Origin of the sequence: Sphingobium limneticum (assembly GCF_008710155.1) — a bacterium.
GTDB classification, from domain to species: Bacteria; Pseudomonadota; Alphaproteobacteria; order Sphingomonadales; family Sphingomonadaceae; genus Sphingobium; species Sphingobium limneticum.
The window spans coordinates 88,268-100,430 of record NZ_VYPZ01000004.1 but is presented as its reverse complement, the minus strand read 5'-3'; the positions used below and the strand labels follow the sequence as shown (position 1 = coordinate 100,430).

At 64.8% G+C, this 12,163-nt stretch carries 10 protein-coding genes; 3 read left to right on the top strand and 7 right to left on the bottom strand.

Features of this window, described 5'->3' with window-relative positions:
• The 6 genes from F4U94_RS06770 to F4U94_RS06745 all read right to left on the bottom strand — a co-directional run bounded on the left by F4U94_RS06770 (nt 1) and on the right by F4U94_RS06745 (nt 7,051).
• Nucleotides 1–792, bottom strand: a complete 792-nt coding sequence (locus tag F4U94_RS06770; RefSeq protein WP_120250341.1) for an SDR family NAD(P)-dependent oxidoreductase — start codon at nt 790–792, stop codon at nt 1–3.
• A gap of 1 nt (nt 793) precedes the next feature.
• Entirely contained in the window at nt 794–1,213 is a 420-nt protein-coding gene (locus F4U94_RS06765; RefSeq protein WP_120250342.1) for a GFA family protein, read from the bottom strand.
• Nucleotides 1,210–2,676, bottom strand: a complete 1,467-nt coding sequence (locus F4U94_RS06760) for an aldehyde dehydrogenase family protein (protein WP_170271912.1) — start codon at nt 2,674–2,676, stop codon at nt 1,210–1,212. Before F4U94_RS06760 ends, F4U94_RS06765 begins: the two co-directional genes overlap by 4 nt.
• Nucleotides 2,673–3,434 carry a helix-turn-helix domain-containing protein gene (locus F4U94_RS06755; protein WP_232015986.1) on the bottom strand — a complete coding sequence of 254 codons (762 nt, stop codon included), beginning with the start codon at nt 3,432–3,434 and terminating at the stop codon, nt 2,673–2,675. The genes F4U94_RS06760 and F4U94_RS06755 overlap by 4 nt, the downstream gene beginning before the upstream one ends.
• 129 nt (nt 3,435–3,563) lie before the next feature.
• Nucleotides 3,564–4,796 carry a cytochrome P450 gene (locus F4U94_RS06750; protein WP_120250343.1) on the bottom strand — a complete coding sequence of 411 codons (1,233 nt, stop codon included), beginning with the start codon at nt 4,794–4,796 and terminating at the stop codon, nt 3,564–3,566.
• A 17-nt stretch (nt 4,797–4,813) separates the two neighbouring features.
• Entirely contained in the window at nt 4,814–7,051 is a 2,238-nt protein-coding gene (locus tag F4U94_RS06745) for a TonB-dependent receptor (RefSeq protein WP_120250344.1), read from the bottom strand.
• Between the two features lie 243 nt (nt 7,052–7,294).
• Between F4U94_RS06745 and F4U94_RS06740 the strand changes: the two genes are divergently transcribed.
• The 3 genes from F4U94_RS06740 (at nt 7,295) to F4U94_RS06730 (ending at nt 11,078) form a co-directional block, all read left to right on the top strand.
• Nucleotides 7,295–8,833 carry an acyl-CoA synthetase gene (locus F4U94_RS06740; RefSeq protein ID WP_120250345.1) on the top strand — a complete coding sequence of 513 codons (1,539 nt, stop codon included), beginning with the start codon at nt 7,295–7,297 and terminating at the stop codon, nt 8,831–8,833.
• 9 nt (nt 8,834–8,842) lie between these two features.
• Entirely contained in the window at nt 8,843–9,994 is a 1,152-nt protein-coding gene (locus F4U94_RS06735; RefSeq protein WP_120250346.1) for an acyl-CoA dehydrogenase family protein, read from the top strand.
• Between the two features lie 187 nt (nt 9,995–10,181).
• Nucleotides 10,182–11,078 carry a helix-turn-helix domain-containing protein gene (locus F4U94_RS06730; RefSeq protein WP_120250347.1) on the top strand — a complete coding sequence of 299 codons (897 nt, stop codon included), beginning with the start codon at nt 10,182–10,184 and terminating at the stop codon, nt 11,076–11,078.
• A gap of 57 nt (nt 11,079–11,135) precedes the next feature.
• Here the strand turns inward: F4U94_RS06730 and F4U94_RS06725 are convergent, their stop codons facing one another.
• The gene (locus F4U94_RS06725) at nt 11,136–12,140 is read right to left on the bottom strand and encodes an NAD(P)H-quinone oxidoreductase (protein ID WP_120250348.1); all 1,005 of its coding nucleotides are present in this window, start codon (nt 12,138–12,140) and stop codon (nt 11,136–11,138) included.
• Nucleotides 12,141–12,163 lie beyond the last annotated feature (23 nt).

Sequence of the window (12,163 nt, the reverse complement as noted above, 5' to 3'; positions counted from 1 at the left end):
TCAGGCTGCGGTATAACCACCATCGGCAACGAATTCCGCGCCGGTGATGAAAGCGGCATCGTCGCCGGCCAGGAAGGCGACGAGCGGGGCGATATCCTGCGCGATGCCCAGCCGGCCCATCGGGATCAGCTGCGCCCAGGCGGCCAGCGCGACCTCCGGCGGAATCGGTGCGCCCGTCTCGTCGCGCGGCGGCTCCCAATCTGCGCCCAAATTGGTCTGCACCGGTCCCGGCAACACGCAATTGACGCGAATGCCGGTCTTCGCCAGTTCGTAGGCGACCGCGCGGCTCAGCGATCGGACCGCGCCCTTGGTGGCGCTGTAGGCGGCGAACTGTGCACCCGCGACCATGCCATAGACGGACGCGATATTGATGATCGACGCGCCCTTCGCCCCATCGGCAATCGTGCGGCGCATCAGCGGCAATGCCACCTGCATGCCGATATAGACGCTCTCCACATTGATGCGATTCTGCCGGCGCAGTATCTCGACCGGCGCGTCTTCGAACGGCTGGGCCATCATGATGCCGGCATTGTTGACCAATATGTCGAGCCGGCCGAAGCGGGCGTCGATCGCCGCCGCCCCATCCGCCCATGCCGCTTCGCTGGTGACGTCCTGCGTCAGCGACAGGGTCGCCGCACCGCCGCACAGCCCGGCCGTTTCCTCCAGCCCCGCCGGATTGATATCGCCCAGCACCACGCTCGCGCCCGCCTGCGCCAGCGCGATCGCGGTCGCCCGGCCGATGCCCGATCCCGCGCCCGTGACCCAGGCGGTCTTGCCATCCAGATTGCTCATCTCATTCTCCGATATTGGACCGCGCGAAACGCTGGTCGGTGATGGTGGGCATCCAGCTGAGGGCGCTGTCGCAATAGGCCTCCAGCACCGGGGGCCACTGGTCGGGCGTGTCGAGCGTCCCCGCCTTGACGATCGTCAGCCCCGGCAACGCTGCCGCCATCGACCGGATCGGCGACCCGCATGTGGCGCAGAAATGGCGATGAACCGCCGCGCCGCTTTCGCCGCGATCCTCATAGATGCGCGTTTCGCCCCGTTCGCTATAGGCCTCGTCCGCCACCGCACAGATCAGAGAGAAGGGCGCGCCGCCCTGCTTGCGGCAATGGGTGCAATGGCACAGCGCCACCAGCAGCGGATCGCCGGTAAAGCTGTAACGCACCTGTCCGCACAGGCACCCGCCTTCATGCACGCTTGCGTCACTCATAATGCCACCACCACCGTCTTGGGTTCCAGATAGGCGTCCAGCACTTCGCTGCCATTTTCGCGGCCGATGCCGGACATTTTCATGCCGCCGAAGGGGAAGGCCGGGTCGGCCAGCATCACGCAATTGATAAAGGCCGTTCCAGCCTCCAGCCGCGCCGCCGTGCGGTGCGCGGTCGCTAGGTCGCGGGTGAAGACATGGGCGGCCAGGCCGTATGGGCTGTCATTGGCCAGGTCGATCGCCTCGTCCAGATCGTCGAAGGCGGCCGTGGCCAGCACAGGGCCGAATATCTCCTCGCGCGCTGCCTCCGCGTCGCGGGGCACATCACGCAACAGGGTCGGCGCGAAATAATAGCCTTCGCCGGGCAGCGCGGCATTGGCCGCAACCGCCTCCATCCCCGCCGCCCGTGCGCGGTCGACATAGCCCGTCACCCGCTCATGCTGGCGCGCGCTGATCAACGGGCCGAGCGCGGTGGTGCGATCGGCGCTGCGCCCCAATGTCAATCCGGCAGCGAAGGCGGCGATCCCCTCGACCACCTCATCATAGACCGACCGATGCACATAGAGGCGCGTGCCGGCATAGCAGACCTGCCCGCTGTTGAAGAAACAGCCCATCGCCGCCTGCGGAATAGCGACCGACAGGTCCGCGTCGGCGCAGATGATGGACGGCGACTTGCCGCCCAGTTCCAGCGTCACCCGCTTGAGATCAGGCACGGACGCCCGCAATATCCCCTGCCCCGTCGCGGTCGATCCGGTGAAGGCGACCTTCGCGATCAGCGGATGCTCGACCAGCGCCGCGCCCGTAGCCCCATCGCCCGTCACGACGCTCAGCACCCCGTCCGGCAACCCTGCCTGCCGCGCCAGTTCCACCAGCCGCAGCGCCGACAGCGGCGTTTCCGGCGCAGGCTTCAGAACGACGGTGCAACCGGCCGCCAGCGCCGGCGCGATCTTCCACATCGCCAGCACCAGCGGAAAATTCCACGGCGTGATGGCCGCCACCACGCCGATCGGCTCGCGCCGCGAATAGACATGCCACTGCCCTGGCGTTGCGGACAATGTGCCCGCCCGGCCAGCCAGCTTGGTCGGCCAGCCGGCATAGGTGCGCAGCCATCCGATCGCGGCCGGGATATCGACCGTCTCCGTCACGCCGATCGGCTTGCCCGCGTCCAGCGCTTCCAGCGCCGCCAGCCGGGGCAGGTCCGCCTCGATCGCATCGGCAAAGCGATGCAGCAACCGCTCGCGCGCCAGCGGCGTCAGGTCGCGCCAGGCCGGATCATGGAACGCCCGGTGTGCCGCTTGCACGATCGCATCCACCTGACTCCCATCGGCCACCGGCACTTGCGCAAAGGCCTGCGCCGTGCAGGGATCGATATCGGCGATCGTCGCCCCGGTGGCCAGCCGATCGCCGCCCGCCCGCAACGCCAGATCCGGCAGGACCAGTCCTTCAAAACCCTGAATAGCACTCACTGAAGCGTCTCCTGACGGCGCCTGCGAAAATCGCTCGGCGTTTCGCCGGCAAATTGGCGGAAGGCGCGGGTGAAATGGCTCTGGCTGGTAAAGCCCAGCGCGTCGGCAATGGTCGCCATCGACGTGTCGGACTGTTCCAGCATCTGCTGCGCTCGGTCGAGCCGCGCGCGCATGACATATTGATGTGGCGACACACCCGTCGCCTTCTTGAACACGCGGCAGAAATGGGTCGGCGTGATGCCTGCCTGCGCCGCCAGTTCCTCCAGATGATGGCTGGCTTCCGGCCGTTCCAATATGGCGTTCATGATCGCATGGATGCGATAGGAGGAGAAAGCGGCGGTCGGGATGTCCGCGCTGCTGGCGCTCACTGGCCCGCGCATCATATGGGCTTTCAGCGCATCGACCAGCGCGCCGACATAGACGTCCCGCTCCTTCGTCTGCGGCGCATAAAGTTCGCCCAGCACCTGCCGCGTCAGCGCGACGCCCAGCGGATCGGAAAAGGCAAAGCGCATCCGCCGGAACTGGTCGAGCGCGGGCGCGCGTTGCAGGTCGGTCGACGCGACGCTCAGCGTCACGACGTCCAGCTCGCCATCGACCAGCCATCCGGTCGGATGCCCCGACGGCACGATGGTGGCGCATCCGGGCAGCGAACTCGTCTCGCTCCACCCGTCCCTTTCCCAGGTGCGCACATTGGGTTTGCCCGCAATATGCACGACGAACATCGGATCGGGCAGCGCCGGCAGGGTATAGCTGCCCACGAACTGGCGCCACCGGCACAGGCGCCAGCGCCATGATCGGCGCCCAGCTGGATATCGGGCGCGCGGCCCAGCGCGTCCGAAATGATTTCCTCGTCGGTCGATCCCCGGACCAGGTCCATCATCCTCTCCTCATGCAGCGACCATCTGCACGTCCAGATTCTTCAGCCCGTTGATGAAGTTGGACCTGAATCGGCGTGGTGCCGCCATCATCTTGAACCGGCCGACACGCTCCGCCAATAGACTGAAAGCCACCCTCAGCTGCATTTCGGCAAGGCGCGATCCGACGCACACATGCTGACCGGTGCCAAAGCCCAGATGCTGGATATTCCCCCGCCTGATGTCGAACCGGTCGGGGTCGGGAAAGACGCTCTCGTCGCGATTGGCGGCGATATACCACAGCACGATCTTATCGCCTTTACGGATCGCCTGCCCGCCGATTTCGGTATCCGCCGTCGCCGTCCGCCGCATGTGCATGACCGGGCTGGCATAGCGCACCATTTCGCGCACGCCGTTTTTCAGCAGTGTCGGATCGGCACGGACCAGATCCCACTGGTCGGGATTGGCGTCAAAGGCCGCGACGCTGTGGCTCAGCGAATTGCGCGTCGTCTCGTTCGCGCCGACCAGCGCCAGAATGAGGTTGCCGACAAATTCCTGGAACGTCACCGGCTGGCCATTGACCTCCATGGTCGCCAGCAACGTCGCCAGATCCTGCCCCGGCGTCGCCCGCCTTTCCTCGTACAGCTGTTGGGAAAAGGCCATGAATTCGCCCAATATCGCCGCCATCGCTTGCAGAGACTGGCGAAAATCGGGATCATCCTCGCCAACGAAGGCATTGGTCCAATCGTACAGCTTCACCCACATACCGGTCGGCAGGTCGAGCAGCTCGCACAGCGTCAGCAGCGGCAGCGGCGCCGACAGCAACGGCACCAGATCGACCGTCTCACCCAGCGGAATCCTGTCGATCAGGCTGAGGCACCGGGCATGGATGCGCTCCTCTATCCCCGCCAGCCGCGCGGGCGACAGAGCGGGCATGATGAACTTGCGATATTGGGTATGGACCGGCGGATCGACCGAGATGAAGGGGATGCCGATCGCCGCCTCCCCTGCGCCTGTCAACCCGACCTCATTCTCGTTGAAGATCCGATGCCCGCCATTTTCGTACGCGGACGAGAAGAGGCCCGGATTGCGCGACACCGCGACGATGTCGGCATAGCGGGTGAGCGCCCAGAACCCCGCCCCGTCGCTTTCCGGGTTCCAATAGACGGGCTGTTCGGTCCGCAGCTGCGCGAACAGATCGTGCGGCGCCCGGTCGAAATAGAGGTCGGGATCTTTCAGGTCCGGGGCGGTTATGGTCGCGGTCATGGGGCGCTCTCCCGGCGTCAGAAGCTGAACCGGCCGGTCACACCGAACGTACGCGGCATGGCTGGAACCAGGAAGTTGTAGGGGAAGCCCGCCCCGCGCAGGTCCAGACCATAGCTGTAGGTCTTGCGGTTGAAGGCGTTGTTGATCCACCCGCGCAGCTGGAACGGCCCATGTGCCCAGGCCAACGTGGCGTTGACCTTGGCATAGCCCTTCTGCTGCAATTCCGCGTTATTCTGCGCCGTGCCGACCGCGTCGGTGCCGTTGAAGGGCGAGAAATACTGCCGGCTGAAATAATTTACCGTGGGGGAGAAGGTCAGGCTGTCGCTGCCGGTATCGAAGATCGTCCAGTCGAACCCGGCCGTTCCCGTCCAGCGCGGCGCGAAGGGCAGGTCGTTGCCCGACAGGTCCGTGTTCTGCAACGTCAGATCCTTGTAGGTGGCATGGAGGTAGCCGCCCGACAGGTTGATGACCAGGCCGTCGATCGGCCGCAGGCTGGCCTCCACTTCGCCGCCATAGACTTGCGACTTGGGCGCATTGACCAGGAAGGATACCGGGCCGGGCCGCGTATCCTGCACCTGCTGGTTGCTATAGTCATAATAGAAGCCGGCCGCCGACAGGGTCAGCTTATTGTCCAGGAAGCGGCCCTTGACGCCCACTTCATAGGCATTGACCCGTTCGGGGTCGATATAGGTGATGCCGACCGACGACGTGTAGCCGCCGCCATTGAACGCGCCGGACCGATAGCCCCTGCTATAGCTGGCATAAACCAGAGTGCCGCCATCGAAGGTGTAGCTCAATGCCGCGCGGCCGGTCAGCGCCTTGTTACTGCCGTCGATCGCATAGCGAGCCGCAGGATCATAGGCGCAAGTGCCCGCCACCCCGGCGCAGGGCACGGTGCTGGCCAACGGCGTCCCCGCACTGCCGAAGGGGCCGGCGAACAGATAGGCATAGGCGTCGCCATATTTCGCCTTGTCCCAAGTGTAGCGCGCGCCCAAGGTCAGCACCAGCTTGTCGGTCAGGCCGTAATCGCCCTGAAGGAAGGCCGCATAGGATCTCCGCGTCTGGCGATAATGCTGGAAGAAGCCACCATCGACACCGGGCGCCAGAGCGCTGCCGATATTGAAGCGATTGTCGGTGATCGTGCGGTCCCAGCCGTAAAAGCCGCCGCCCACCAGCTTCAGCCGCTCGCCCTCATAATTCAGGCGCGCTTCCTCGCTGAACTGACGGAAATTGGAGCGCCAGTTGATGTTGAGCACGTTAAGCGGCGACCCGTCCGCCGCCTGCTGCAAATTCTGCTTGCCGCCATCATAGGATGTGATCGACGTCAGCGTGACCGTGGGGCTTAGCTCCAGCGCGACATTGGCCGCCACGCCCCAGGCGTCGGTGCGGTTTTCGCCGACGTCATTTTCGTTGATGTCGAAAAAGCCCTGTCCTGGCGTGTTGGGACCGGTCAGCCCATGGATGGCCGCCTGCGCCCCGCGATCGCGGCCCGCATAGGCGCGAATCTTGATATCCAGCGGACCATTGCCCGGCTTCATGCGCAGATAGACGCGGCCCTGCGCCGTATCGACGCTGTTGGAATCCCGACCGCCCGGCGCGACATTGTGCAGCATGCCGTCGCCCTTTTCATAATTGCCGGCGACGCGGATGCCCAATTCATCCTCGACCATCGTGGTTTCGATCGCGGCCTGCGCCTTGGACGTGTTGAAATTGCCGTAGCCGACCTCGGCATAGCTGTTGGTGCCCGACAATTTGGGTGCGCGGGTGATGAAGTTGATCGCGCCGCCGGTCGTGTTGCGACCGAACAAAGTGCCCTGCGGCCCGCGCAGCACTTCCACCCGATCCAGATCGAACAGGCCCATGCCATGGCTGGTCCGCGCAGCGATATAGACGTCGTCGATATAGACGCCCACGGGCGAAGCCTGATTGCTGTTATATTCATTGGCGACGCTGATGCCGCGCAGCGAGAAATTGGGCTGGGTGCTGCCATAGGGGCTGCTGACCTGCAAATTGGGCACCGCCGTCGCTAGCGCGGCGGAATTGGAAATCCCCTTATTCTGGAGCGTTTCGCCACCCAGCGCGGAAATGGCCAGCGGCACAGACAGCATGGATTGCGACCGGCGCTGCGCGGTGACGATGATGTCTCCATTATCCGCTGTCGGCTGGGGCGCGCTTGCCGCCTCCTGCGCCAACGCGACCTGCGATACGCCGCTGCACAGCAGAATCGCCAAAGCCTTGGTCGTGATGAACCTCATTTACCCTCTCCTCCATCTTCCCCCTTTTGGCGGGGGATGCGGTTATGATGAAGCAGACCTAGCCCAGCCGAACCGGGAAGGCTTTACCCAGAGTTGACGCCAGATTTGGCATTTCTTGCGCTCGCCTTGAACTGGCGCACAAACCGGGCCTCTGTAGCCACCAAGCGCAAGACGTGAGCGATAGCGGCCCCGGCCGACCATGCGCCGCGCATCATGCCGCATGATTTTTGGAGAGGCTCACCCATGCACCCCAGGCCATTTGCCATCAGCGATCCGGATCGACCGGCGATCATCCTGCCGGCGACCGACCAGACCATCACTTACGGCCAGTTGGAGGCCGCCGCCAATCGCGGCGCCCACCTGCTGCGCGCGCTCGGCTGCGTGCGCGGCGACGGGATCGCACTGCTGATGGACAATGAAGCCGCGATCTTCGACCTTGGCTGGGCGGCGCAGCGCATCGGCCTCTACCTCACCAGCATATCGACCAAATTGTCCGCCGCCGACATCGCCTATATCCTGTGGGATTCTGGCGCGCGCATTCTGATCGCATCCGACCGGCTCGCTTCTTTGGCGCAGGCGGCGCTGGCAGAGGCGGACGGCGTACAGGGCTATCTGGTCGATACCGCTGTCGATCCGCTCAAAAACTGGTCCGCCAGCGTCGTCCGCTATCCGGACACGCCCGTCCCCAACGAAAGCGCCGGTACGGACATGCTCTATTCCTCCGGCACCACCGGCCGGCCCAAGGGCGTGAAGCCCCCGCTACCCGAAGGCCCCCTGGACGCGCAGACCGCGCTGGAGGGGATGGGCACCGCCCTCTACGGCATGGGGCAGGACTGCATCTATCTCTCCACCTCGCCCCTCTATCATGCCGCGCCCTTGCGCTGGGCGATGACCATTCATCGGCTCTGCGGCACCGTGGTGGTGATGGACAGGTTCGACGCGGAAGACTCGCTGGCGCTGATCGAGCGCTACCGCATCACCCATGCGACCTGGGTGCCGACCCATTTCGTGCGGTTGCTCAAATTGCCGGAGGATGTCCGCGCCCGCTACGATCATGGGTCGCTCAAAGCCGTCATCCACGCCGCCGCTCCCTGCCCCGTGCCGGTCAAGCAGGCGATGATCGACTGGTGGGGGCCGATCGTGCATGAATATTATTCCGGCACCGAATGTTGCGGCATCACCGCCTTGTCTTCGCCCGAATGGCTGTCCCGCCCCGGATCGGTCGGCCGCGCGGTGCTGGGAAGGGTCCGTATCGTGGGAGAAAATGGGCAGGAAGTCGCGCCCGGCGAAACGGGCGACGTCTTCTTCTCGGACGGCCCGACCTTCACCTATCATAATGATCCGGACAAGACCGCCGCTGCCCATAATGACCGGGGCTGGGCCACGCTCGGCGATGTCGGCCATCTCGACGCGGACGGCTATCTGTTCCTTACCGACCGGCGCAGCTTCATGATCATCTCGGGTGGCGTGAACATCTATCCGCAGGAAATCGAAAATTGCCTGATCACCCATCCGCAGGTCGCAGACGTGGCCGTCATCGGCGTTCCGGACGAGGAAATGGGCGAAAATATCCTGGCCATCGTGCAACCGGCCGAAAGCGTTGACGGCGACGCCGCTCTGACGGAAGAATTGACCCGCTTCGTCCGTACGGCCCTGGGGGGCGTGAAGACGCCGCGCGCATTCGTCTTCCGCGCCGACCTCCCCCGCGAACCGACCGGCAAGCTGATGAAACGCAGGCTGATCGACGAATATCGCGCACCGGCCGCCACGATGAGAGGGTGATATCGCGCCATGGACCGGCTGATCTTCGATAGCGAACATATCCTGTTCCGCGACACCGTCCGTCATTTCATGCTGACCAATGTGGCGCCCCATGCGGAACGGTGGCGCCGAGACGGCATGGTCGACCGGGCCGTCTATCGCCAGGCTGGCGAGGCCGGACTGCTATGCCTGTGGGCACAGGCCGATGTGGGCGGCGCGGGCATAGCCGACCTGCGCTTCGACCAGATCATCATAGAGGAAAATATCCGCCACGGCGAAACCGGCTTCTACATCCACCTGCACAGCAACCTCGTCGCGCCCTATATCGACCGCCTCGGGTCGCCCACATTGCGCGCGCGGCTGATGCCCGGCATCGTGGCGGGCGACACCATCTTGGCCATCGCCATGACCGAACCGGGCGGCGGCAGCGATTTGCGCGCGGTCCAGACCCGCGCGATCAGGGATGGCGACGGCTGGCGCCTGTCGGGCACGAAAACCTATATCTCCAACGGCATATTGAGCGACGCGATCGTCGTCGTCGCGCGATGCCGTGACCTGCCGGGCGAACCGATCGGCCTCTTTCTGGTCGAACGGGACATGGCCGGCCTGTCGCGTGGAAAGCCGCTCAAGAAAATGGGATTGGCATCGCAGGACACCGCCGAAATCATGCTGGACGACGTCCATGTGCCGGCCGACAATCTGCTGGGCGATCCCACCGCCGGTTTCGGCACCCTCATGCGATTTCTCGGCACCGAACGGCTGATCGCCGCGATCGCCAGCATCGCCGCCGCGCAGGTCGCGCTCGATCTCACGCTCGACTTCGTCCGGCATCGCCGCGCATTCGGTCAGGCGATCGGGCAGTTTCAGCATAACCGATTTCGCCTCGCGGCCCTGCGCGCGCAGATCGACGCGGTGCAAACCATGGTCGATCAACTGGTCCTGCGCGCGAATGCCGGATCGCTGGAGGGCGGCGATGCAGCCTCGGCCAAACTGTTGGCCAGCGAGGTGGAAAGCCAGATGGTCGACCTTGGCGTCCAGCTGCACGGCGGCGCGGGCTATATGGACGAATATCGGATCAGCCGCCTCTACACCGACGCCCGGATCAGCCGCATCTTCGCTGGCAGCAACGAAATCATGCTGGAAATCATCGCGCGCGGCATGGATCTGGACGCCCGAAGCTGATCGCACCCAATTAGCGCAAGAAATGCAAAATCTGATGCGCTTTTTCAGCAAAGCCTTGGACCGGCCATTCTTGTATGAGAAGATGATGCAATGACCGCAGAATGGCGGCACGGAGAGGTAATATGGTCAGCTCGCTCAAGGTCGCAGGCATCAGTCAGGGGAACGCCCCCGCGTCCGGCTGCATCGCATGAGCAGCCTTGCCCCTGCGCCCGCCAGCAACGGCAAATGGCATGCCGAAGCGATCATCGCCGATACGCTGAAGCGCGCCCCCGAAGTGAAGCTGGAATCCTCCGACGGCCGCTGGCGCTTCAGCCGCTGGCGTCAGTTCGTGGGCAGCTACGCCCTGCCCGCCCTGCCCGATCCCCTCTTCGTGGTACAACTGGCCGGCAAGACCAATGTGCGCACCTGGGACCGCGACGGGTGGAGCGAAACCAGTTCCTTCCCCGGCGCCGCGACGATCGTGCCCGCGACCATGAGCACCCGCTGGCTGGTCGATGGTGAACTGGATGTCGTGACGCTCAGCGTCGATGCCGACGATCTGCGTTCGGCCTCGGTCCTGGACCAGTTTTCCCGCATGCGCTTCGCCTTCAACGATCCGCTCGGCGCCGCACTCGCCCGGCAGATACTGGCAGAACTCTACACGCCGTCCGATGGCCCCCGCGATCTCTATGTCTCGGCGCTCGTCGACGCGCTCAAGGCGCATATGCTGCGCGGCCCGGTCAAGGCGGCGGCGCAGGAATTCCCGACCTCCGCCTTTTCCGCCTATCGCATCCACCATATCATGAACGCGATCCGCGAACGGCCGGAGGCGGACCATGGGCTGGAGGAAATGGCGGCGCAGATCGGCATCACCCCCTCGCACCTCTGCCGCGTGTTCAAGAAGGCGACCGGCGTCAGCCCGCACCAATATGTGCTGAAAACCCGGTTGGAGCGGGCGCAGGAGATGCTCGGCCAATCCGACGCGTCGATGAACTATATCGCCGAATTTCTGGGCTTCGCCAGCCAGAGCAGCTTCAACCGCGCCTTCCGCAACATGACCGGTGAAACCCCGTCCACCTACCGCAAGCGCCGGCTGAACGGGTAACAGCTTGGCGCATCCGCATCGAAAATGCGCTCTTTCGCGCATTTTCCCAACAGTCTCTCACACGACCAGCACGATCTTCCCGAAATGCTCGCCCGCATCCATGCGGGCATGGGCCTTGGCCGCATCTGTCAAAGCGAACTTCCGGTCCATCGCCGGGCGCAGCTTGCCCTCGCCCACGAACGGCCAGACATTGCGCATCAGCTCGTCCGCGACCAGGCTCTTGAAACCCACCGACCGCGCCCGCAGCGTCGATCCGGTCAGCGTCAGCCGCTTCTGCATGATCGCCGGAATGAAGACCTCCGTCTTCGCCCCGCCCAGCACGGCGATCGACACATGCCGGCCATCCTCGGCCAGGCAGGACAGGTTGCGCGGCACATAATCGCCGCCGACCATGTCCAGCACCGCCTGCACACCCTGCCCGCCGGTGATGCGCTTCACCTCCTCGGCATAATCCTGCGTCTTGTAGTTGATCGCATGATCCGCGCCCCACTCTGTCGCAGCCACACATTTCTCGTCCGATCCGCAGGTCGCGATGATCGTCACGTCGAACAGGTTGCACAGCCGGATCGCCATCGTGCCGATCCCGCTGGTCCCGCCATGCACCAGCACCGTGTCGCCCGCCACGACATAGGCGCGCTCGAACAAATTGGTCCACACGGTGAAGAGCGTCTCGGGCAGCGCCGCCGCTTCGGCCAGATCATAATCGTCCGGCACCGGCAGGCATTGGCCCGCAGGCGCCACCGCATATTCGGCATAGCCGCCGCCCGCCAGCAACGCGCACACCTTCTGCCCGATCAACGCGTCCGCACCGCTGCCTGCCGCCACGATCGTGCCAGCCACTTCGAGTCCGGGAATGTCGGATGCACCTGGCGGCGGCGGATATTTGCCCTGCCGCTGCAACACGTCCGGCCGGTTCACGCCGGCGGCGGCCACCTTGATCAGCACTTCGCCTTCGCCCGGCACCGGCACCGGCCGCCGCTCGGGCACCAAGGCATCCGGCCCGCCCGGCGTGGGAATCGCGATCGCCGTCATCTCGCCCGGCACTGCGTCCAAATCCGCCATATTGCTGCCCCCAGCCGTTAACC

Coding starts and splice junctions, on each gene's coding strand:
- F4U94_RS06770 (WP_120250341.1), bottom strand. CDS start 792: ATGAGCAATCTGGATGGCAAGACCGCCTGGGTCACGGGCGCGGGATCG.
- F4U94_RS06765 (WP_120250342.1), bottom strand. CDS start 1,213: ATGAGTGACGCAAGCGTGCATGAAGGCGGGTGCCTGTGCGGACAGGTG.
- F4U94_RS06750 (WP_120250343.1), bottom strand. CDS start 4,796: ATGACCGCGACCATAACCGCCCCGGACCTGAAAGATCCCGACCTCTAT.
- F4U94_RS06745 (WP_120250344.1), bottom strand. CDS start 7,051: ATGAGGTTCATCACGACCAAGGCTTTGGCGATTCTGCTGTGCAGCGGC.
- F4U94_RS06740 (WP_120250345.1), top strand. CDS start 7,295: ATGCACCCCAGGCCATTTGCCATCAGCGATCCGGATCGACCGGCGATC.
- F4U94_RS06735 (WP_120250346.1), top strand. CDS start 8,843: ATGGACCGGCTGATCTTCGATAGCGAACATATCCTGTTCCGCGACACC.
- F4U94_RS06730 (WP_120250347.1), top strand. CDS start 10,182: ATGAGCAGCCTTGCCCCTGCGCCCGCCAGCAACGGCAAATGGCATGCC.
- F4U94_RS06725 (WP_120250348.1), bottom strand. CDS start 12,140: ATGGCGGATTTGGACGCAGTGCCGGGCGAGATGACGGCGATCGCGATT.